The sequence below is a fragment of the Arthrospira sp. PCC 9901 genome (assembly GCF_059013425.1).
In genome coordinates, this window is the sequence record NZ_CP102296.1 from 5,156,236 (window position 1) to 5,179,775 (window position 23,540).

General features: G+C 44.7%; 17 protein-coding genes. 7 read left to right on the forward strand and 10 right to left on the reverse strand.

The genetic code is table 11. The features are described from left to right. Positions 1 to 160 precede the first annotated feature (160 nt). Positions 161 to 961 carry an adenosylcobinamide-GDP ribazoletransferase gene (gene cobS, locus NLZ44_RS22940; protein WP_493751272.1) on the forward strand — a complete coding sequence of 267 codons (801 nt, stop codon included), beginning with the start codon at positions 161 to 163 and terminating at the stop codon, positions 959 to 961. Positions 962 to 971: 10 nt separating this feature from the next. Here the strand turns inward: cobS and NLZ44_RS22945 are convergent, their stop codons facing one another. After that, the gene (locus NLZ44_RS22945) at positions 972 to 2,288 is read right to left on the reverse strand and encodes a hydrogenase (protein ID WP_493751273.1); all 1,317 of its coding nucleotides are present in this window, start codon (positions 2,286 to 2,288) and stop codon (positions 972 to 974) included. 207 nt (positions 2,289 to 2,495) lie between these two features. Between NLZ44_RS22945 and NLZ44_RS22950 the strand changes: the two genes are divergently transcribed. Next, complete coding sequence (locus NLZ44_RS22950) at positions 2,496 to 2,714, forward strand: hypothetical protein (RefSeq protein WP_006621997.1); 219 nt, start codon at positions 2,496 to 2,498, stop codon at positions 2,712 to 2,714. Between the two features lie 258 nt (positions 2,715 to 2,972). On the opposite strand, the gene NLZ44_RS22955 is transcribed toward NLZ44_RS22950, so the two are convergent. Together NLZ44_RS22955 and NLZ44_RS22960 are read right to left on the reverse strand one after the other, a co-directional pair. Further along, positions 2,973 to 3,938, reverse strand: coding sequence for an aldo/keto reductase (locus NLZ44_RS22955; protein WP_111891044.1), 966 nt, complete (start codon positions 3,936 to 3,938; stop codon positions 2,973 to 2,975). Between the two features lie 151 nt (positions 3,939 to 4,089). Then, positions 4,090 to 5,139, reverse strand: coding sequence for a mannose-1-phosphate guanylyltransferase (locus NLZ44_RS22960; RefSeq protein ID WP_493751274.1), 1,050 nt, complete (start codon positions 5,137 to 5,139; stop codon positions 4,090 to 4,092). A gap of 63 nt (positions 5,140 to 5,202) precedes the next feature. On the opposite strand from NLZ44_RS22960, the gene NLZ44_RS22965 reads away from it, so the two are divergent. Then, on the forward strand, positions 5,203 to 6,504 hold the full coding sequence (locus tag NLZ44_RS22965) for an LCP family protein (RefSeq protein ID WP_493751275.1): 1,302 nt from the start codon (positions 5,203 to 5,205) through the stop codon (positions 6,502 to 6,504). A gap of 104 nt (positions 6,505 to 6,608) precedes the next feature. On the opposite strand, the gene NLZ44_RS22970 is transcribed toward NLZ44_RS22965, so the two are convergent. The 4 genes from NLZ44_RS22970 to NLZ44_RS22985 all read right to left on the reverse strand — a co-directional run bounded on the left by NLZ44_RS22970 (position 6,609) and on the right by NLZ44_RS22985 (position 11,681). Further along, positions 6,609 to 7,112: a type III secretion system chaperone family protein gene (locus NLZ44_RS22970; protein ID WP_006622001.1), complete on the reverse strand. Its 504-nt coding sequence runs from the start codon at positions 7,110 to 7,112 to the stop codon at positions 6,609 to 6,611. A gap of 45 nt (positions 7,113 to 7,157) precedes the next feature. Beyond that, positions 7,158 to 7,760, reverse strand: coding sequence for a hypothetical protein (locus NLZ44_RS22975; protein ID WP_493751276.1), 603 nt, complete (start codon positions 7,758 to 7,760; stop codon positions 7,158 to 7,160). Positions 7,761 to 7,996: 236 nt separating this feature from the next. Continuing rightward, a complete protein-coding gene (gene ppc / locus NLZ44_RS22980; RefSeq protein ID WP_493751277.1) occupies positions 7,997 to 11,104 on the reverse strand; it encodes a phosphoenolpyruvate carboxylase in 3,108 nt (1,035 codons plus the stop codon). A gap of 352 nt (positions 11,105 to 11,456) precedes the next feature. After that, the gene (locus NLZ44_RS22985; protein WP_006622004.1) at positions 11,457 to 11,681 is read right to left on the reverse strand and encodes a hypothetical protein; all 225 of its coding nucleotides are present in this window, start codon (positions 11,679 to 11,681) and stop codon (positions 11,457 to 11,459) included. A 359-nt stretch (positions 11,682 to 12,040) separates the two neighbouring features. On the opposite strand from NLZ44_RS22985, the gene NLZ44_RS22990 reads away from it, so the two are divergent. Both NLZ44_RS22990 and NLZ44_RS22995 read left to right on the forward strand, forming a co-directional pair. Continuing rightward, the gene (locus tag NLZ44_RS22990; protein WP_493751278.1) at positions 12,041 to 15,256 is read left to right on the forward strand and encodes an SGNH/GDSL hydrolase family protein; all 3,216 of its coding nucleotides are present in this window, start codon (positions 12,041 to 12,043) and stop codon (positions 15,254 to 15,256) included. A 15-nt stretch (positions 15,257 to 15,271) separates the two neighbouring features. After that, the gene (locus NLZ44_RS22995; RefSeq protein ID WP_493751279.1) at positions 15,272 to 16,294 is read left to right on the forward strand and encodes a serine hydrolase domain-containing protein; all 1,023 of its coding nucleotides are present in this window, start codon (positions 15,272 to 15,274) and stop codon (positions 16,292 to 16,294) included. A gap of 60 nt (positions 16,295 to 16,354) precedes the next feature. On the opposite strand, the gene NLZ44_RS23000 is transcribed toward NLZ44_RS22995, so the two are convergent. Further along, positions 16,355 to 16,909, reverse strand: a complete 555-nt coding sequence (locus NLZ44_RS23000; protein ID WP_493751280.1) for a DUF3124 domain-containing protein — start codon at positions 16,907 to 16,909, stop codon at positions 16,355 to 16,357. A gap of 28 nt (positions 16,910 to 16,937) precedes the next feature. After that, positions 16,938 to 18,167 (reverse strand): potassium/proton antiporter, encoded by a 1,230-nt coding sequence (locus NLZ44_RS23005; protein WP_111894475.1) that lies wholly within the window; start codon positions 18,165 to 18,167, stop codon positions 16,938 to 16,940. A gap of 140 nt (positions 18,168 to 18,307) precedes the next feature. Between NLZ44_RS23005 and NLZ44_RS23010 the strand changes: the two genes are divergently transcribed. Then, positions 18,308 to 20,680, forward strand: coding sequence for a DNA phosphorothioation-associated putative methyltransferase (locus tag NLZ44_RS23010; protein ID WP_493751281.1), 2,373 nt, complete (start codon positions 18,308 to 18,310; stop codon positions 20,678 to 20,680). A 131-nt stretch (positions 20,681 to 20,811) separates the two neighbouring features. After that, on the forward strand, positions 20,812 to 21,609 hold the full coding sequence (locus NLZ44_RS23015) for a pentapeptide repeat-containing protein (protein WP_111890946.1): 798 nt from the start codon (positions 20,812 to 20,814) through the stop codon (positions 21,607 to 21,609). 94 nt (positions 21,610 to 21,703) lie between these two features. On the opposite strand, the gene NLZ44_RS23020 is transcribed toward NLZ44_RS23015, so the two are convergent. After that, positions 21,704 to 23,221, reverse strand: a complete 1,518-nt coding sequence (locus NLZ44_RS23020) for a UbiD family decarboxylase (RefSeq protein WP_493751282.1) — start codon at positions 23,219 to 23,221, stop codon at positions 21,704 to 21,706. Between the last annotated feature and the right edge of the window lie 319 nt (positions 23,222 to 23,540).

A 23,540-nucleotide genomic window follows, 5' to 3' on the forward strand; every position in this document is an offset into this window, starting at 1 on the left:
AGATTTTCTTGATGTTTCTTGACTTTTGACTTTCCATAGCCAGGATGAACTATCTTGGCGGTATTAGAGTATATGTTTAGACCCCCAACAGGTTTGATCTCAATTGTGGCACAACCTAAGAAATATTATAGAGCTATGGCAAAATTGAAGTTTAAGTTTTATGAGTTTTGAGACAGTCTGGCGATCGCTGATTAGGTATATGGTACAGCTACGAGCGGCTTTAGCTGCTGCTGTGGCTTTCTATACCTGCTTACCTATTCCTCCGTCTTGGACGTTAGAGTTTCGGGGAATTGCTAGACTCGCCCCGGTAATGGGGTTAATGATTGGGGGATTGTTAGGGCTGGCTGACATGGGTTTGCAGTTGCTAGGCTGTCCGGTCTTAACGCGCTCGGCTTTGGTGGTGGTAGGTTGGATTGGGATTACTGGGGGACTGCATTTAGATGGGGCGATGGATACTGCTGATGGGTTGGCTGTGACTGACCCCCAGCGACGCTTAGAGGTGATGGCTGATAGTTTGACGGGAGCTTTTGGGGCGATCGCCGCCGTAGCTATTTTACTGCTGAAAACCGCCGCCCTCGCTGATTTAGACCGCACACGCTGGTTAATTTTGATGGGGGTGGCTGCTTGGGGACGCTGGGGACAGTTAGTAGCGATCGCTCGTTATCCTTATCTGAAGGCACAAGGAAAGGGAGCATTTCACAAAGATTTAACCTATTCGCCGTTAGATTTACTCCCTGGGGTTTTGCTACTTTCCGGATTGAGTGGGTTACAGATTTGGTTAGAACCCGGACGCTGGCTGGTGGCTGTGGGTTTACTGCTTGGGGGAAGTGCGATCGCTATTCTGACCGGAACCTGGTTAAACTACCGTTTAGGTGGGCATACCGGAGACACCTATGGGGCTGTAGTTGAGTGGACAGAAGCCCTATTATTATGTTTACTGGTAGCCCTAGAGGGAGATTGACCAAGGGGGACTATTTTTTAGGTTCTACCCAAACTTTTATCCCCTCAACTCGTAAAGATTGCCCACGAGTACCACAATATTGACCATTACTACAAACCGGAACATCTCCCTTGTTTTGAATATGGGCATTATAGAAAACATCATATTTCGGAGCTTCTGGTCCAGCCAGCTTAATCGCAAACCCTTCTATTTGGCGATTTTGTCCCGGTTCTCCCACCATTTGACCGTTGGACGCTGTGGGACTATCACCAACTTGAGCAATATGAGCCATGTATTGTATATCCAAACCGGGAATGGGAGGATTAATCGCCATTTGGAAAGCCTCCAAGCGGCGACCTTGACCCTTAGTTCCAGCATATTCCCCGCCGCCAAAATCGCGATCGCCTAATCCCTGTAAATGCACTCTCACACGCAGCCCCACAGTTCCCGGTTTAACTTCCGGTTTCCCCGTAGGCTGACCGACAATGGCAGTATTGCCGAACACAATATTTTGGCCATCAATAGTTAAAGGTTTCGGGTTAATTTCCACACTGGGAACAATAATCACATCACTGGGGGCCTTCGTAGTGGTAGGTTCTTCTAGGATGACAATATCTGGGTTAGCCGTGGGACGTTCAACTGCTGTCACATTCAATGGCGGTTGAGTGGTAGTTGACCCCCCCGACTGACTGACAATTTTTCCTCTGGAAATAGCTACCCCCAAAGATTTACCAAAAGTATTGTCGAGAATTTCTGCCGATTTTGCCCACTGTTCATCATTGAGTTGTTCTCCGCTATTCACCAAGTTTAGTAGAATGTTGAGGGGGTGCTGTCCGGTCACCAATGCTTTTAGCTGTGGGTCTGATTTCAGATCAGCTTGGGAAATGTGCTGTTTGAGTTGTTGGGCTTGTTTGTGGGCTTGTTGTAGGGGTGCAAAGTCTTTCTGTTCGCTGTGGGTCAGCCGGAGAATTTGCTCTAGCAAGGATAAAACCTGCTGAGGAATGGCTCCCTCATCTGTGGCTGGGGCTACTTTTTGGTATAACTGCTGTAAATCTACCAGGGATCTCGCGACTACGGCGGTGGTTTGTCCCCGGTTTTGTAGTTTTTGTTGGAAATTGGCGAAATCACGGTTATAGTTAATCAACCCTTGCAGCAACTGCTCACTGATGGGAGTGCCTGAGTCTTTCAGGGCTTTTGCTGCTTGTTCTAATGCCTGTCCTAGTTTAGGGTAGCGATCGCCTAAACTGTTTAGATGTTGTTGTAGGTCGTCTGTTGCCATCATTTCCCCTCCATTACTGATCAGATCATCCCTCGGCTCATCATAAATTATGGCGATCCAGGCAGGCAAGAGGTTGGGGAAAACTCAACCCTGTACATACAACTAGACCTATAATCATGGATACCCGTGATCTGGCTCACCTAGTCAGTGGAGATTTAGATCAGATGCTGATCAGCCGCAAATCACAGGTAACACTATATCAGAATCACTGCCTTTATCTTGACAAAGAGGGATACTAAATATAGTTTAAACCCATTACAACTCCGTAATTTCACTATGCTGTGTATTCAAGATGTAGTCCAACAAGCGATCGCCACTGGTTATTTAACCTTGGAAGCTGAAAATCAACTCCGGTACATTCTCCAAAATTCTCAATATGATGCTATTGAACTCAATGCTTTTGCTAACTTGCAAGTAGCCGCCATGAGTGGACAGGTACGACAAGAATCTCGCGAAATTTTTTCATCTCAGTCTATGGCTGCTTCTCTTAACTAGAGGCAGTCTTAGCCAATTTCCCAATTCATTGAATCAACAGTGACTCGATAACTTAGTGACTGTACTATTTAGCTAAGTTAAACACTTGCCTTAGTCTCCATTGATGCTGCCCTTTTCAAGTTCATGTAGCCCCGTAATGAACGGATTATTTTGGCTGTCACCATGTAAGTTTTGCGTTAGTTAACTAACTGCCATTTTCTTTCTTGAAACCCTGAAAATTTACCCTTTGCCACTATCTGCTTGAGCGATCGCCATTTTTCAAAACTTCCATAAAATTGGATATTCGTTTTGCAGATGATCCGTAACTATACGCCCAATTTGGTCTATTTGGCTGACCTCTTCTGGGGAAAGTTGAATGTCGATAGTTTGCACATTTTGCTCAACCTGGCTGCTATTACGAGCCCCGACAATCGCGTTAGTTTGGGGTTGACAAATTAGCCATGCAAGTGCTAATTGTGCTACCGTACAGCGTTTGTCTGCTGCTATGGGGCGTAACTGATTAATTGCTTGTTGAACCCGGCTATAATGTTCTGGGTTTTGGATGAGTTTATTTTTGAGTCGATGATCTTCTGGATCAAACTGATGATTAACTCCGAATTTTCCGGTCAGAAGTCCCTGGGCTAGGGAAGAATAAGCGAGAATTGAGATTTTCTGTTCTACACAATAAGCCATGGTTTCCCGTTCCACATCTCGCCAAAATAGAGAATAGGGAGGCTGTATACTATCTATAGCCCCATATTGGCTGGCTTCTTCGAGTTGAGTTTTGGAGAAGTTTGAGACTCCAATGGCTCTAATTTTCCCCTGTTGTTTGAGCAAATTTAGGGCGGCCATGGTTTCGGAAATCGGCACAATTTCTGTATTAAACGAACCCGTTGGCCAGTGGATTTGATACAGGTCTATATAGTCGGTCTCCAGATTTTTTAAGGAGCGATCGCACGCTTCAATTACCTGGTCATATTGTAAATGGGTCGCAAATACCTTGCTGGCATAAATTAGGTGATCGCGTCTATCTGACAACGCCTCAGCTATCAGTTGTTCCGAGATACCATCACCATAGATTTCCGCAGTGTCAATGGTAGTAATTCCCAGGTCAACCGCCTGCTGCATAGCCTGGATTAAGTCGGCTTTTTCAATACCTTTCCACCAACGTTTATCAGCTTGCCAAGTCCCTAAAATAATCGGGGTGATTTCAATGTCCGATTTACCAAGTTTTCGTGTTTTCATTTTTCCCCTAGGCTGTTTTAGCTGTTTTACTTGAACAATCAACCGTAATAGTACCAAAGAAAGCGATCGCCTTATAGCAATGGCTGCTCAAGATTTATCCTTTGTCATCTCAAAGATAGATGCACCCTACCAGATAAGTAGCCAGCCCTCCCTATAAAAGTTCTCTCAAATCAGGATCATCCTCCAACTGAGGCAAGACCTTTTTAATATCCTGGGTGCGGTTCTTATCAACAATCAAAGTCACATTACCATCGCGAACAACCACCAAATCCTGAACCCCAATAGTAATAATCACCTCATTTTCATCACTCCCATACAGAATAGAATCTTGGGTATCGAGTCCCAAATGACGGACTAATGCCACATTGCCATTTTGTTTCGGTAAAAGACGTTCTAAGGAATTCCAATCTCCCAGGTCATCCCAGCCAAAAGAGACTGGTAAAACACAGGCTTTCTGGGTTTTTTCCATCAGTGCATAGTCAATGCTGATTTTTTCAATGTTAGCATAAGCCTTGGCTCCTTCAGCTTCCAGGGCGGTAATCAAATCGGGGACATAGGTGCGTAATTCCTGAAGAACCACCCCAGCCCGAAATATAAAAATTCCCGCATTCCAACTAAAGCGACCAGTAGCCAAAAATTGATCAGCCCTTTCTTGATCAGGTTTTTCCGTAAACTGGGCTACCCGATAAGCAGTGAAATCGCCAAAAGTGCCAATTTTTTCGCCCTGTTCAATGTAACCGTAACCTGTAGCCGGATATTGAGGTTGTAACCCCAGGGTGACAATTAGATCCTGACTGATAGCTAAATTTTCCGCTGATTTAATCGCCTCCTGGAAAATATCCGGTTTTCCAATCCAATGATCAGCCGGGAAAAAGCCAATCACGGTATCTTCCCCATAGCGACGGACAACTTCAATCACAGTCCAGGCGACGGCGGGGGCGGTATCTCGTCCTTGGGGTTCGGCTAAAATATTTGCGGGCGGGATATCGGGTAACTGTTGCTGAACTCCATTTTCTAGGAGTGCGGAGGTAATCACCCACAAACCCGGACCACCTTTACTCAAGGGTAGCAAGCGTTCTGCTGTGCTTTGTAATAAACTTTGACCACTACCGTCTAAACTGAGAAATTGTTTGGGTCGGATACGACGACTCAGAGGCCAGAACCTCTCACCTTTACCACCTGCGAGAATAACGGGTATCATGCGATTTAAAGTTTTGAGCTTCAGTTGACTTCATTTTCAAGATTAAAGGATATTGGCGATTTTATGAGTTATCCCACCACCAACCAAAGACAACCTAAAGTCCTGCGGGTAATATTTTTGAGTTTTATTGCACTGATCATTACTAGCGCTTCGGCGACTTTGGGGGCGCTAACGGCTTTGCTGTCTCCATTGAAACCGGAACAGCCACAAAGTGCATCGATGGTTCTCAATTCATTATGGCGCGATCGCTTTCGGTTTCGTCTGTCCCGACCTGTGAATATTTTGGTCATGGGGATAGATCCCCCCCTACCACAGGAGGAACAAGATGGGAAAGTTTTTGGGGGTCGCAGTGATAGCATGATCTTGGTGAATTTTAATCCGAGCGATCGCCATCTGAATTTGCTATCAATTCCCCGTGATACCGAGGTTTTTATCCCTGGTATGGGTGTGGGTAAGATTAATGAGGCTAACTATTGGGGCGGCGCTTCCTTGGCTACGGAGGTGGTAGCCGATACTCTTAATCAGGTGCAGATTAACCGCTATGTCCGGGTTAGCACGGGCGCTTTTAAGGAGTTGGTGAATTTGTTGGGGGGGGTGGAGGTGTTTGTTCCCTATCCGATGTCCTATCGGGATAATACCCAACAGTTGGAGATTGATTTATCTCCGGGATGGCAAACTATTGATGGTGATCAGGCTGATCATTTTGCTCGCTTCCGTAGTGATGCTTATGGAGATATTGGCAGGATTCAACGCCAACAGGCTTTAATGGAGGCTATTCGAGAACGTTTACAGAGTCCTGATGTGTTGCCGCGTATTCCTCAGATTATTCGGGTGATGTTGAAGTATGTTGATACTAATTTGGATTTTGAGGAGATGCTGACTCTGGTTAAGTTTGGGTTGAATTTGGAACCGCAACAGGTGCGAATGGTGATGTTACCTGGGCGAGACATGGGCGGATATACGAGTTATTGGGTGGTTGATGACGCGGCACGCGATCGCATTATGGCTCAATATTTTCGGGTGGATTCTACCGGGTTTGTCTTACCTGGACCATTACAGCGATCGGGTTATCAGGAATTGTCTAAACGTACTAAAATTGCCGTACAAAATGCCTCTGGAAACCCACAAGCAGCCGAAAGAGTCGCGGATTATTTGTTTAAGCAGGGCTTTAATAATGTTTATGTTGTGCCGGGGTTGCCTTATACTATGCGATCGACTCAGATTATTGTCCAGGGGGGAGATTTAGCTAGTGCTGAAATGTTGCAAGAATATATCGGTTTTGGTACGGTTAGGGCTTCTTCTACTGGTGCAATTAATTCGGATTTGACCATCCGGGTTGGTGACGATTGGCCACAAAGATTTTAAGCAGACATACCATAAATCTGCTTTTTTGTCAAGTGTTTAGTCAGGTTTATTGGGGTGGGAAAGGATAGGCAACCAGAGAAGGTTGCCCCTACTGACCCACTTAATTAATACCGTGATATGGCTTCTTCTGGTGAAATATTGCCGTAAATAATCGACATAATACCAGGGAGAAATTTATCCATTGTCGAAACATTGGTATAAATCAAATGCTTAATTAAAGCGGGAGTTAAGCGATCGCCTGCTACATCTAAACTGGTTTTGTAGCGAATTTCCCCATCATAGAAATTCATCTCGAAATTACCAATCACCATGCCATAATTAGCCCGGGTGACAAAATCCGAGATATTTTGGCGTTTATAGTCTGGTACTTTCACCGGAAAAATCGAGTAAACCGTGATTTGTTTTTCCTCTTCCCGGGCGATCGCATAGCAATCAAAACGACCATTTTTGCCCTCAATTCCCAAAGCCACGACTCGGCGATGTTCGATTTCTTTATAAACCCAACCATCCTCATTAAAGAACTCGATTAAGATATCGAACAAGGGCAGGTTAAAAAAGCGATCGTCTGTATATGTGGATGCTTGTTGATTTTGTTCAGACACGACCATTAGTGTTTAAATCTCCTCAATCAAGTAAGTTTTTGGTGAGCATTATTATGCCATCTTGTTCTCTGGTGTAAAGCCATTATAGTCTATCCGATTTGATTTTTGATCGAGATAAGCCATATTGCAAACCTCATAGTAAACAGGCGACCACCAACCCACCTGACTATAGGTTAATCTATTGAGTTTATCCCCGGAAATCCCCACAATTTTTTTGCGGACTCCCCGGAAACCTAGCGGATTTTTATCAATTTGTTTGCCTTCAATTTCTAGTAGGCTACCAATTTCATCTATACCCACACGACGGGAAACCCAACCCAAACAACGCTGTAGAACCTGACGAATTTCCTCCCGTTCTTTAGACTCGTATTTAACCACAATTTTTTGATCACCACTTCCCTGGCTGACGGTTAAGCGATAACAGCCTTCTGGACGATATTCAGGATACCATCCTAACTGCAACAGATAGCTGTCACCCACTGTCACCCAGTCTGTTCCGTTGAACTCAATTGGTTTAGCGGATAGCAAATTTTCATTAAAAAACTCACCATTGATAATGTAGCCATGTTCGATCACTGGGTCTACATCACCAAAAGAATTGTGCAGAATTGCCCAACCACTAGGGATATGCAAAGGTACAAGTTGTACAGACATAAATTGCGATAGCGTGAACTGTAGGGGCGGGTGCTAGATATGCCATTGGAAAAACCAGTCAACTCACGGAACCCGCCCCCGGAACGTCTGAAAAATACCCCTAATCAATAGCACGTTTTTCCTGTGGTAGCAAGGAAATGGCTAAATAGCAGCCGGTGGAAGTCTAAGGGCCAAGACCCCTAAACTCCCCACTGGTGATAGTTGGCGACTGACAATATCTCCTGGTCTGGAGATGATCAGCCTGTGTTACGCATTCCGGCGGCGATACCGTTGATGGTTAATAAAGCACCGCGCAACAATTCCCCTTTGCTATATCTCGAATGAATTACGCCGGGAGTAGCAGAAGTTCCATGATGACGCAGGCGCTGGAGTAAAGACACTTGCAATAAACCGAGAGGAATAATTGTGCCATTACGCAGTCGCACTGAGCGCTGAAGTACGGGATCATTATCTAGTAACTGTTGCTGTCCGGTAATTTCCAGAACCATTTGACGGGTCAGATTAAACTCTTTGGCTATGCGCTGAAATAAATCCTCAAAGCGATCGCGATCTTTAGGATGACTCAACTCCCGCACATAGTGATGAGCCATTTCTAGGTCAACTTTAGCCATGGTCATTTCCGCCTTAGAGATGGTGGTGCGGAAAAATGGCCATTTAATGTAAAAGTAACGGAGCAGTTTGATATTTTCCTCGGGTTCTTCTTGAATAAACTGCTCTATGGCTGTACCGACCCCATACCAAGAGGGTAGCAAAAAGCGGCTCTGAGTCCAACTAAACACCCAAGGAATAGCCCGTAAACCGGAAATATCTTTTTTCTTGTCATTTTGGCGGCGAGCGGGTCGGGAGCTAATTTGCAGTTGGCTAATTTCCTGAATGGGTGTTACCTGCTCAAAGAAATCAACTAGGTCTGGCTGTTCATAAATCAAAGCTCGATAACACGATCGCGATCGCACAGATAACTCTTCCATAATTTGATTCCAGGGTTCAATTTCATCAAACCCGGTATGGAGTAAACTGGCTTGAATCACGGCTGTGGCTACACTCTCCAAATTATACAGAGCCAGTTGAGACAAAGAATATTTGGAGGCGAGAACCTCTCCCTGTTCGGTAATCTTAATGCGGCCATTAATACTTTTACCGGGTTGAGCCAAAATGGCTTTGTAAGCCGGTCCGCCGCCGCGTCCCACAGAGCCACCGCGACCGTGGAAGATGCGAATACTGACATGGTAAGATTCCGCCAAGGTTTGTAGGGCTTTCTGGGCTTTGTGAATTTCCCAGTTGCTACTGAGGAACCCCGAATCTTTATTACTGTCGGAGTAACCTAACATAATCTCCTGTAGGGAGGCGTTCATATCTTGGCTGACCTGCTGATATTTTTGGTAGCCACCCGCAAGCAGTGCGCGATATAGGGGTAACTCAAACAGGTCTTTCATTACTGAGGGGGCTTTTTTAAGATCCTCTACGGTTTCAAACAGGGGTACTACCTGCAAATTACCAATTCCTGTGGCTGGATCATACAGTCCGGCTTCCTTGGCTAACAACAGCACCTCTAGCAGGTCACTAACATCATGACTCATGCTGATAATGTAGGTTTGGCAAATTTCCTGACCAAATTCCTGCTGTAATTCTCGCATGACCCGGAAAGTGTTAATGGTTTCACAGGTTTTTTGGGAAAAGGGTAACTCGGCGGGAATGAGGGGGCGGCGGGTTTGCAATTCTGTGGTTAGCCACAGGGTGCGCTCGGCTTCGGTGAGGTCATCGTAGGGCCTGGCTAGTAGTTGCAGATAGTCTACAATTTCATTTAAGGCTGTACTATGTACGGAGGATTCCTGCCGCATATCCATCCGCGCTAGATAAAAGCCGTAAATTTCTACCTGACAGATGAGGTTCTCTAAATCTCGGCATTGGATACCTGTGGCTAGCAGGTTCCGCTCGATTAGCTTTAATTCCTTCAGAAATTCGGAGCCTGAATTGTACAGACTTCCGGCGTTTTCTTTGGTGACAATGCGCTCGCGTTCCCTTTCTACTTCGTTACTGGTAGAAAGTCTCTGATTGCGATCGCGGGTATTTTGTAGACGCTTGTGTATGTAGCATAGTTTGAGCCGATAGGGTTCTTGGCGATAGCGGATGGCTACCTGATCATAAACTTCTGGAAGTTGTACCTGATCGCGATCTAGAGATTCGAGTAATTCTGGTAAAATGTCACTCCAATGCAGAGATAGGCTCAACAGTTGATTTAGATGATCCACAGCCTGAATGTATTTGTCTATAATCATACCCCGTTGATAACAGGCTGTTTTCCAGGTTACTGACGGGGTGACTGACGGGTTACCATCGCGATCGGCTCCCACCCAAGACCCAAATTTACAAAAATCGTAGTTGGGTGGTTTCAGGTGCGGAAAACAGGGGTGTAGGGTTTGTTTAATCCTTTGGTACAGTTGGGGAATTACATCAAATAAGATTTCCTGGAAATAGTGCAAACTATATTCGACTTCATCCAAAACTGTGGGCTTAAACTGGTGCAGTTCATCAGTACGCCACCACAGCCTTATTTCTTCGGTTAGTTGTTCTTGTAGTTCACCTGTCCAAGTTTTTACTAACCCGGTGGCTTCGGGATCTTTATTGTCTACTTTGCCATAACTTTCGTCTACTGTGTCTAGTTGCTGGAGAATTTTGGCTATCCTCCTCTGTTTGGTGCGGATTGTATGGCGTACAATTTCTGTGGGGTGAGCTGTGAATACTAACCTAATATCGAGTTGATTTAGTAGCCGCTGAATCACCTGGGAGGGGACGTTTAGCCTTTGCAGCATCGGAAATAGGTTATGGAATGTGGCTAAATCGCGATCGTTTTGGCGTTGGCTAGTTTGATTTAATAGCTCCACTGGTGTTTCTTCGGCTGTGGAAAAGCGCTGATGACGAGTTTCAAAAATTGAGCGATTCGACTTGTCTGACGGACTCTCTGGTGGTCCTTGTTGTTTGATATGAGCATAGGCTAACTCTTGCTCGCGCTGCTCATAATGTTGCTCGACTATGTTGATCAGTTGAAAATACAAGGCAAATGCTCGCGCTGCTCTAATGGCTGCATTGATATCAAGATCTTTGATAATTTGCCAGACATTGGCTTGTAAATCCGGCGATGCTTGTCCTTCTGGTGAGGTCATCGATCGCATCTGTAGAAGTAAATCTACCAATTGCTCTCCGCACTCCTGACGTAGGACACTTTCCCATAAATCTTCGACAATTTTTAGGCGATTCCTTAACAACAGTTCAGAAGCTCCTGCAGTGACGTTAGATGACACTACTGCGCTAGGGATTGGTTCTGAGGATTGGACCAGTGAACTCATAGGGCCTGTTCCGTGGTTAGCAAGAATATCTTAGTCATTATACTTGCCCGGTAGACATTCGGTAAAATATCTCCCCAGAAATTTCTAATAAACTCCCATCATCAAACTATCAAATTTTCGATGATTGTATCTAATTTATCAATTAAATTAGCCCTGGTTGTGCTATAATCAGTGAGAGACATTTTTGGGAAATATTGCCAGATATTATATTTACCCCAGGTAATCGGCTTTCCCCCTAGGGTAAATATGCCCGCCCCATCAGCCCTTATTCATCAATTCGGGCTGCTGAATTTATTACCTGTATTTGGTGAGTAATTCTGGGGGAAATAAACATCCAGGGAAGGTTGGGAGGCTAGTAGCTTCCCTGGTTAGGAAAATGGAGGACGGGTAAGCGCGCGCCTCGGAAAACTTCCTCGCTACCCTCACTGAGACTCAACACCAACTCTTGCACTATAGGAATGGCAGCAAAAGCCACAACCACAGGGGTTGTGGCCAACCCCAAAAGCAAATCGGAAGGTAAAAGGGGGGTTTTCGGGGCTATAGGGTCGGAAACAGGGGTATCATCAGCAGAAGACATCTGTAACTTGCCTCAACAGTTGGTTAAGCTAACTATGCCAGAAGATGTTATCCGGGGCAACCTTCCCGTAAGAGAGGCCGCTGAGTTATGCTGAATATGTGGGGGCGGGTCGCTACCGCGTCCCCTGGGAAAATTGACTATGGGAATATGTATAATGGTATTGTCGGGGCTTAATTAGCCGGTTAGACTCTCAAAACGAACATAAAAACAGTAAGCTAGAGACAAGCCGTGGCTTGTCTCTGCTGCAAAGGGTTTGAAAGCGAGGTCAGTTGATTCTTTCAGGGGTTTAAGCCGGATAGTATGCACTGAACGTTTCGCGCATTGGGTAGATTGTAACTTATTTTGGCGTAATGTAGCGCGTGGTTAGGGATTATTCAGGATTAACGCAATGGTCAATTGATGCGATCGCCACAGCCGGGGTTGAGGTACAGACCAGGTTGCGAGGGAATCATTTACATATTTTGTGCGAGGGACTGCCCTCTCCTCGAGAGACGGTGGTGGTGTCTCAATTCAAGATGGCTTTAGACCGCAGGCCGCTAGAATCTTTACTGCCCCGCGATGCGCCGAAAATTTATAAGATATTTGTTTCGGGTCGCGAGACAGGTGCTAAACGCCCGGAGTGGACGGTTAAACTGGATTATCCGACTTCGGCTACAGAAACAGCTACAAAGACCCCTAACCGGTCAACAGGAGATCAGGGTCAGGGTGTGGGACTGCGTAAATGGTTGGGAGATATAGCCGATCGCACATTCATTGGCGATCGCCAATCTTCCTCAACGACTACTGTTTCTGACGCGCCCCGGGTCATCATTACCCCGGTTAATGACACGGAGGCGGAAAATCAGCAGCCACCAACTGACCTAGCTACCCCTCCCGATAGTCCGGTGGAACCTGCCCTAGTGGCAACCCCGGAAAATTTAGCCCGCCGGGGTAATCCTGATGCGATCGCCAGTATTCTGAGCGAAATCCTGGGTGGGTTAGGGGTCAGCGTCAAAGTCAGCATTCGCAACTATAAAGGCGACAAATCAACCCTATGGAGATCTAAACGGCGGCGGTTATGGGTACTGTGTGAGTCAGCCTACAGCCCAGACCCTTCCCTATTAGCGGAACCTATAGCCAGTAGGCTGCGGGAATTGCAACTACAAGAGTTCCGCGATGCCTGCATTTTACTACGGGTGGAAGGGGAAACTCAAGCAGATTGGATGCTACGGATTGACCTAACTCCCCCTGATCGCATTCTGAAAGATTGGGCGCGGTGGGGAGACTCTGAGGCGATCGCCATTCTGCTTAATCAAAAACTAGCGCCACTAGATATTGGACTTAGGGCGACTCTGAAAGAATCTACCCTACACCTGTTTTGTCACCAATTAGGGGATGGGAAAAATCATCGTCGTCGCCTCTCCCCCCAGAAGGAAACCGTTGTCACGGCTTGTGGGGAAATTTTAAATGCGATCGGCCCCCAAGGTATTCGCGCCGCCACTATTTACGGCGTAGAAATCAGCCCCACAGGTAAAGAAGCCCAAAAGCCGACTTGGATTGATTGGCTAAATTTACCTGCTTTTGAACATCCCGACCTGCAAACCCCCACCCAGACCCTCGCCGCCCAAGGGGATATCGATGCGATTAAATTCCAAATTGAACGTCTGATTAACCCTGACCTAGAAACTAAACTCGCCACCGGGGGAATTAAAGTTCTGGCGTTACGCAAGGGGAAATTTATCCATGTGATGACAGAAGCGCCTACTTGTCCTTCTCAGTCTCGCGTCGCCCTCGTGATCGCTAGATTTTTACAAGCCCAAGGAATTGAAGGGGTGGAAGGAGTCCGCATCTATGGACGGCGGGCGGGTCAAAAACACCCCCTCTGGCGCTATGGTATTTCCTTAAAACCGACGGAGATAGATCAACCATTAACTGCTTCGGAAGATTTTATCGACTCAGAATTAACCGCCACGGGGGTGGGAGAACAGGTCGGACAGTTGGTATTTTCTCCGGCTATTAATGTTGATGGTGCAGATAGTGATTTGCCATCATCTCAGGTTTTATCAGCACTGCATCACCTGAGCGAAACCATTAGCCAAGTTTTGATGGCTTCTCAGTTATTTACCAGTAAAAACTGCCCAGATATTGTCGTTGAAAAAACCTCTCAGAGGTATCAGAAACGCGCTCTGGCTGTGGCTTGTGGGCTACTGGGATTGCTGATGGTTTGGCAGAGCGATCGCCTGGTGGGGAGTCTGCTTGATTCTATTGCTATGACTGCTATCTCTGCTGATATTTCGGAGGCGGAAACTGAAGGGGAACAAGTCCCTACCTTGACACAAGACCCCCCCACGGGTTGGCTATCGAGTTTACAGGTGTTGGCTGTGAGTGAAGGTGATGGGGTTTTTAATGACTCTGGTTTTACTTCCCGACCGGGAAATTCGGCGATCGCTGCTGCTTGTGATGTTGATGATACTCAATGCCGTTTGTCGCAATTTGTTTACCCGACTTTCCGCAGCCAACAACTAGATGAACAGATTGTCCGCTATCAACAATATATCGCCACCCATAAAAGACCCCCAGATATACTAATTATCGGCAGTTCTCGCGCCTTGCGAGGCATTGATCCAGAGGTTTTGAGTAGGGGATTGGTAGCAGAAGGTCATCCGCCTTTACGGGTGTTTAATTTTGGCATAAATGGGGCAACAGTGCAAATTGTTGATTTAATTATTCGGCGGATTTTGCCCCCAGAACAATTGCCTCAGTTGATTATTTTAGCTGATGGGGTGCGGGCGCTAAATAGTGGTCGAGAAGACCGGACTTATCAGGCGATTTCTGCATCAGAAGCCTATCAACAAATTAGCCAAGGAACTTTTCAAATTGTCCCCCCAGATTCCTTTGAACCACCCCCAAATCTTCAGGAAACTTTGATAGCATTGACGGAAAATGCCCTAGACGGAAGGTGGGACCAACAGCAGTTTCAACAGGCTATTCAAGAACAAATTTCCCAGGTTTCCCAAGTCTATAGACAGCGCGATCGCTTCAAGGCAGTTTTACAATCTCTTGCTAATGGTCGCGCCTTTGCTACCCCGCCAACCCCCTCGGAACAACAGGAATTAGCCGAGGCAGAAACCGAGGAGGAAGCTAGATTTTTGCCCAATGGATTTTTGCCTTTATCGGTGCGCTTTGACCCGGAAATTTACTATCAAAATCATGCTAAGGTTTCCGGTTATTATGATAGCGATTATCAAAATTTTCAATTAGACGGCATTCAGACCCAATCTTTGAAGAATATAATCGCTTATACTCAATCATTTCGGATTCCTGTGGTATTTGTCAATATGCCACTAACTGATCATTATTTTGACCCGGTTCGCAGTGCCTATGAGGAGAAATTCCGTGAACACATGGAGAGGGTGGCTGCTGAAACTGGTTTGGTTTTTCTCGATTTGGGGTGGCGCTGGTCAGATAGTTATGACTATTTCTCTGACCCTAGTCATCTCAACCGCTATGGCGCGATCGCTGTGGCTGAATATTTGGCGACTCAAAAGGTGATTCCTTGGCCGGATAATGATATTATAGCTAATCCTAAACTATAATACACTCTAGTTGTAATGATGATGGCCTTAACTGAAAGTTTACAATTTCTTTTAGATGAAGCGACGGCGGAACAAAATGTGCCGGGGGGAGTTCTTTATGTGGCAACTCCTGAAGGCAAATATGAGATAGCATCGGGTTTTTCTTATGTTACCAAACGCCATAAAGTCCAGCGTCGCGATCGCTTTCGGATTGGTGGTATTAGTCAGGTTTTTGTGGCTACGGTGGTTTTACAATTATACGAAAATCGTAGCCTTGATTTAGAAGATAATTTGACGAAATGGCTGGATCAGGAAATCTGCGATCGCCTGGAAAATAGCGATAAAATTACCATTCGACAATTGCTTAATCATAGCAGCGGTTTAGATGATTACCTGGAAACTGATGAGTTTCAACAAGCCGCTAGTCAACGGGAAAAAAATCAGTTTTGGACGGCTAAAGAGGCTATCTGTTTGGCAGATAATTTAGAATCTCTGGGGGTTCCTGGCGCGGGTCATTGTTACTCGAATACTAACTATATTTTGCTAGAGTTGATTGTGGAAGCAGTAACCGGAAATCCTCTCTATCAAGAAATGCGATCGCGGATTTTTGACCCCCTCGGTTTAAAGGATACCTTTACCGAATACCGCGAAACTCCCCCCCCGAAACACAAGAGTTGTCAAAATTGCATCAGTCCGGAAAAATTAGGCACTGGTTTAGGCGATCGTGGCTTAATTTCCAGTGCTTATGATGTAGGAAAATTTGCCGAAACCCTATTTATGACCGATGAACTCCTAAATGAGGATACCTTTGATCAAATGATTAATTGGTTTCCAGATCATGAGGGGGGTTTTTATGGCTTAGGAGTTAATAGTTGGGATGCTAAAGAATGGGGAGATGTTTGGGGATACACTGGGGGAATAGATGGTTATTCATCAGCCTTATGGCATCTTCCTGATGAGGAAATGACTATTGTAGTTTTGCTGGATGAAGATACTAATACCACTCCCGATTATATCATTGAGCGGGTTCTGGCAGTTATTCTTGAGGATGAATTTTAATCGACTGTAGTTAAGTAACCCTCTCCCCCAGCGAGGGGGTTCTGAAAACCATCTAATTATCTATGGTTGATTATTAATTACTTGTCCTCGACTGGTAAAAGCTAACCCCTGGGTTCCTGATACACCAATCATTACTGATTCCATTATCGGTTCAGAAACGGCGCTTTCTGATACCCATTCAACCAGAAAATTAGCACCAGAACCCCCGCTAGTATTGCTTTGTTCAATAAAAAACTCCATGCTGGCGAGAGGTGGCATTTTTAAGGCACTATCAAGGTAACTTTTCACCAAATTACCATCAGTATTGTAGTAACTAACAGAAGTGATAATGATGGGAGAATTTGGGTCTGTATTGCGAATACTAAGTGTACTGGCTAAATTATAAGCCTGTTGGGTATTGCGGAAATAGATATGAGAGTAAACCGGAATATAAACAGTTTGTCCGGCTATAGCTTGAATTTCACTAATATCAATGGTTTGAGCCGCATCGGTAAATTTTTCGGTTGTAGTTGATTCTAACCCCGATTGTTGCTGACCTGTTATGGTGCTTGGTTGGGGTGTACAGGCGACTAAAATAACCGCCAATATCGCCCCTATAAATATGTTGATTTTCATGATAATTTTAGCCCGCAAATTGAGATTTTTAATTTTCTGACTCCGCCATTAAATCAAGTTTCTTAGCTAGAGGTGATAGGGATAGACCCTGAAGCAGTAAAGACAAAATCACCATAAAAAAGATGATATTAAAAATCTGATTAGCACCTTGAATACCAGCGGTTAAAGGAAAAGTTGCTAAAACAATGGGAACAGCCCCCCGTAAACCTACCCAAGAAACAAATAGTTTTTCTTTGATTGGCATCTTTACTAATGATAGACAAGAAAGGGTAGCAATGGGACGCGCTACGAAAATTAAAAATAAACCCATTGCTATGGCCACGGAAGCGATCGGAAGAAGTTGGGATGGAAAAACTAGCAGCCCTAGGGTTAAGAACATGATAATTTGCATCAGCCAAGCTAGAGCTTCATAGAAACTAAAAATATTTTTTCCGGCGCTAGGAAGCTGGGAATTGCCAACCACTAAACCTGCTATATAAGCAGCCAGAAAACCATTACCACCGACAACGGTACTTAAACCATAGGTGAGCAAAGTTAGAGCGAGTGTCATTACAGAATATAGCCCTTCAGCAGTTAAATTCATGCTACAAATTGCCCAAACTGTACCCTTACCCAAACCATATCCCATCGCCAGACCCAGAAAAATTTGCACAATGACTGAGATGGCTAAATGCCAGAATGATAACTCCCCTGATACGACAATTTGCACTATTTGAACAGTTAGTAAAGCGGCCATGGGGTCATTACTGCCAGATTCAAATTCTAGCAAAGGTTGCAGATTTCCCCGCAGACCTAAATTACCCGATCGCAAAATTGAAAAGACGGCGGCTGCATCAGTAGAAGAAATAATCGCCCCTAGCAATAATCCTTCAGTCCAATTAAGTCCTTCTATGCCGATATTAAAGGTGGAAAAGGAACCGAGAACAAACCAAGCAAAAGTCCCTAATAAAAGAGTTGTTAACCCGACTCCTACTGTGGCAAGAGTGAGTCCGGGAATTAACACGGGACGAATTTTCGCCCACCTAGTATCTAGTCCGCCGGAAAATAAAATAATAATCAGGGCTAAGTCTCCGACAGCCCTGGTTAATTCGGGGTTGTTATATTCAATACCCCCTATACCTTCGGAACCTGCTAAAATGCCAATGATTAAGAACAGTAGCAAACTAGGAACACCTAAGCGACTGGCAGCTTTACTAGCAATGACACTAGCTAACAGCAGCATAGCAATGGCAATAGATAAATATTCGATCGCAATCATCTAAAATTTCGGTTAAGGTTTGACGGAAACTGATAAATATATAGCAATCTTGTTGAAAAAAGGCAAGGGAGGAATTTTCCTGGAGGTCTTTATGTCATATAATAGCTGCCAAGATAGTCCGACTGTGGAGATCAGTTGTAATGGACAGCCATGATGTCATTCAGTGTAGCAGTGACAGTTGGGATTTTGCCATCAATCACCGCCCACCAAGGGGTTTAAATGTTCACCCCACCGCCGATGATTTGATTTTATACTTAGCCCAGAAAGCGATTGAATTTCAGCTTCCCCCCCAGATTAACCGATTTAGTGACCTTTCGACACAGTGGCATGAGGAAATCGATCGCACTTTTGGTAGCTACCAGCAAGCCTGTGTGAGGGTTAACCAGCTTTTACTAGCCCTTCATCAACTTAGGGCGATCGCCCATTGTTGTCACCAAAGCCCCATTGGTAAAAAACTCCCCGCCGCGCTGTATGTGCATATTTCTGCCCTTAACCGCCTTGACCCGCTGCTGCGCCTGTATGAACATCTAGCCCGCCAAGCGCTTAACCCAGTTCCCCCCACAACTCTGATTAAATTTCATACGGATAAACCGATTATTTCTTATTTATTTTACCCAGATTTTGATACAGATGCTCACCCGGATTTAGCCACGAGTTATCAAGTGCTAGTCCCTAGGGGTAGAGTAAATTTTTCTAACTATACTAACAGCAATAACCCGCCTATCCTACACCGTAAAGAAACTTTTGTGGCGGCGGACTATCCCCTTTATGACAGTTTTTACCAATTAACCCAGATGGAGGAAAAGCTAGGATTGTTGAGTAAAAAAACTCGACTTTATAGCAGTATTGGAACCCGCCAAGGTTGGTTAAATCATCTGGTTAGATGTGGTGTGGCGATTCAGGATCATCAGGTGGTGTATCTGTCTGATCAGGAATGGGAAACAGCTACGATTACTCCTCGCATTGAACGCCACAAAGCTGCGATAATTCGGAAAAGTTTATCTCGCCCTGTACGCCTGGCGCTGGAAGCGGGATTATTTCGGGAAAATAGCAGTTTCTTTGATTATGGTTGTGGTTATGGAGGTGATTTAAAACAAATAAGCGATCGCGGTTATTTTTCAGCAGGTTGGGACCCTTACTATTCCCCAGAAACTGCCCAAATTGTATCGGAAATTGTGAATCTGGGTTATGTGATTAATGTGATTGAATGTCAGGTGGAAAGACGGGAAGCATTAATTCGGTCTTGGGAGTTAACGGAAAGGGTGTTAATTGTGGCGGCGCAAATTTTGATTGATGATTGCGATCGTGGTATTATTGCTTATGGCGATGGGGTGATTACTAATCGCAATACCTTTCAAAAGTATTACCAGCAAGAGGAGTTGAAAATCTATATTGATCAGGTTTTGAATGTGGATTCTATCCCGATTGATTTGGGTGTTTATTTGGTATTTAGAGATGAATCAGAAGCTGAGAATTTTCGCGCCTCCCGATTTCGATCGCGAGTTTCTTCTCCCCGCATTTGTGTCCAGGTTAAGCGTTTTGAAGAATATCAAGAACTCCTGCAACCTTTGATAGAGTTTTTGTGCGATCGCGGTCGGCTTCCGGTGGGGTCAGAACTGCCAAAAACTTCCGAAATTGAGGCAGAATTTGGAACTATTAAACGCGCTTTTAAGGTAATTATGCAAGCCACTAACTCACAAGAATGGGAAAAAGTAGCAGATCGTCGTCGCCAAGATTTGCTGGTTTATCTAGCCCTGAGTCACTTTGAAAAACGCCCGAAATTGTCGGATTTGTCTCCACAGGTTAAAAATGATATTAAAGGGTTATTTGGTAGCTATAAGAAGGCTTGTGCTTTGGCTGATGTCATGCTTTATAGTATGGGGAACCCTGATATAATTGCTGAATGCTGTTATAATAGCGAAATAGGTCAGAAGCGCCAAAACTCCCTTTGGGTTCATATTAGCGCCCTAGAGAAACTCGACCCCCTGTTAAGGGTGTATGAGGGTTGCGCCCATCGGACGATTGGACGCTTAGAAGGAACAACGTTGATTAAATTTCACATTAAAACGCCGAAAATCACCTATTTATTTTATCCTGATTTTGATACTAATCCCCATCCGGTCCTACAAACCAAAATGGCGATCGACCTGCGAGATCTCCAGGTCAGTTATCGAAGTTATCAGGGTGCTAATGCTCCGATTCTTTATGCTAAGGAAGCCTTCGTTACCCCAGACTATCCCTCGTATGAAAAGTTTGCTAAACTTACCAGTCAGGAACAAGACTGGGGGCTTCTGGATGACAAATCAGCTATTCAAACCCTCGGAGGTTGGTTAAAATGTCTGGAGGAACACTGCGCGGAAATTCGAGGACATAGAGTTTATTGGCGATCGGATGCTGATCCTTATCAGGTTAAACTGATGAAATCAGCCCGCCGAAATCGTCGCCAAAAATCCCAATCTGTGGACGACCATACCGGAACAGAAAACCAGGAAACCACACCAAGTGAGGAGTAATTCATTATCATCTTAAACCTCTCCATAGTAGCATATTTTTGTGTTTTTTAACCTCCCACGACTCATTGATGATATTGATATTAACGACCCGGAAAATTACCGTTTAATTTTAACTAGGAGATAAAAGCCAGATGAATGCTGAAACATTACTAGCATCTTATGCTCAAGGGGAGCGAGATTTTCACAAGGCTATTTTAATTGGCGCTCAACTTCAAGGGGCTGATCTTAATAGCATTAATCTGAATAAAGCTAATTTGATGAATGCTACCCTTATTCAAGCAAATTTGAGTCTAGCAGAAATGATAGAAGCTAATTTAATTAATGCGGATATTGGTCATGCTAATCTCCGGGGTGCAGACTTGACTAAAGCCTATTTGAATGGGGCTAATTTGATGGGGGCTTCTTTGAATAAGGCTAAACTATTTAGTACCAGTATGGGTGGTGTAAATTTGATTTATGGTCAGCTAATTGGCGCGGATATCAGACAGGCTAACTTAACTCAAAGCAAACTAATTGGGGCTAATTTGAGTAATGCTAACCTGCAATATGCACAACTAAATAATACTAATCTGATTGGTGCAGATCTGCGTGGTTCTATGTTACTCAATGTTGATTTTAGGGGTGCTAATTTGAGTGGTACTTTAATTAATGATGACACTCAGTTAGACCCTAAGTGGCGTGTGATTTGGAAAATTTCTAATCATGGGGGTCAAAAACATGATTTAACTAATGCTGATTTGACGGAAGCTAATTTAATTGGGGTGAATTTGAAAGAGGCTAATCTCAAGGGCGCAGATTTGCGAGGGGCTAATTTGAGTGGTGCTTTTTTGACTAATGCTAAAGTAGAAAACGCTAAATTTAAAGGGGCGATCGGACTTTCGGAAAATGCCAAGTTTGACTTGAAAAATCGGGGGGCAATTTTTGATTAAATCAACTCATAAAAGGCGGGTTTTGGGGTTTATTTATTGGCTGTAAATAGCGGTAAATAGCACCAATAAACCCGCCCCTAAAGTCTGGTTTTGGTCACTGAATGTAGTTCATTTCGTAGCCAAATTTGTTAGGGTCAACTTCATTTAAATTCAAATCTCCTAACCCATACTCAGCCCAGCGACGTTCCACCATTTTAGCGACATCTGGATCAGATTCTAGGGCTTCCCCCCATTCGTGTTCGGTTTCTGGGGGGATTTTGGTGGTCGCATCAATACCCATCCTTCCCCCTAAACCAATTTTTTCACTCGCAAAATCTAAACTATCAAAGGGGGTATGGGGGAGAATAAATACATCCCTTGATGGGTCAACTTTTGAGGCGATCGCCCATACTACTTGGCGCGGATCGCGGATATTAATATTTCGATCCACCACGATCACAAATTTGGTATAGGTAAACTGCGGTAAAGCACTCCAAAAGGCTAAAGCCGCGCGCCGCGCTTGTCCGGGATAAGCCTTATCAATGGAAATAATTGCGGCTTTGTAGCTGAGGGCTTCCATTGGTAAAAAGAAATCACAAATTTCTGATACCTGCTGGCGCAGAATAGGAGTATAAATCCGATTAAGGGCGATCGCCATCATCGCCTCTTCTTTGGGTGGTCGTCCGCTAAAAGTAGTTAAATAAATGGGATCATGGCGGTGGGTGACACAGTGAAACCTAATCAGTGGCGAATCTTCGACACCCCCATAATAACCCATGTGATCACCAAAGGGTCCATCGGGTAGCACTTCCCCTGGGTTGATAGTTCCTTCTAGGACAAATTCGGAATCTGCGGGAACTTCTAAATCCACCGTTTTACACTTAGCCAATTGTACCCCAGAACCCCCATATAATCCCGCAAATAACCATTCAGATAAATCTACGGGAATGGGAGTAGCCGCCGCCATGATAATCAGCGGATCAACACCTAGGGCGATCGCAATTTCTAACTTTTTACCATTTTCCGCCGCCTTCCGCAGATGTCTCGCGCCACCACGCACGGATAACCAGTGAACAGTCATGGTATTATGAGACTGTAATTGTAAGCGATATACGCCCACATTAGGAGTTCCGGTTTCACAATCTTTAGTGATTACCAATCCTAAAGTAATAATTTTTCCCGCATCACCAGAATAGGGGCGAATCATGGGAATTTTAGTTAAATCTACCTCTTCTCCCTCAATCACCACCTCCTGACAGGGAGGAAACCAATTCCGCCCAGGTTTGGCTTTCACCACATCAAATAAAACCTTACCAAAATCTATCGCCTGGGAGATTTTTTTAGGTGGTTTAGGTTGCTGTAACATCCCCAGTTTTTTACCTAATTCTTCTAACTCCTGGGGCTGTTCCATATTCATCGCCCAACAGACCCGTTGTTCCGTCCCCAACAGATTCACTGCTACCGGATAAGCGGCACCTTTGACATTTTTAAATAACAACCCCGGACCACCACACTGTAGCATTCGGTTGGAAATTTCGGCAATTTCTAAATCCGGGTCTACCAGGGCGCTAATTCTTCGTAACTGTCCCCGTTCTTCTAATATTTTCAAAAATCCCCGCAGATCTCGTGCCATGATTTTTACAGTTTTTAAATTAACTGTTTTATATTGTGACATAATCCAGTTAATCATGGTACTTCTCAAACCTCAATTATGGTGCGATCGAACCATTATCCCCTAACTCTTCCCCGATCAACATGGTTGGCTGAGTCTTCCCCAGCCAGATTCTACCCAAGTATGATCTCATGATCAGCCGCCGGGGGTATAATATTGGGGAGTGGGTGATTAGACCCTAAAGGGTTAGGGATTGGCCCGATTTCGGAGGCGGGAGAATATTACTTACCCAATTTAACCCGATCGCCATCCTTCATGCTAATCTAAATAATAGATAACA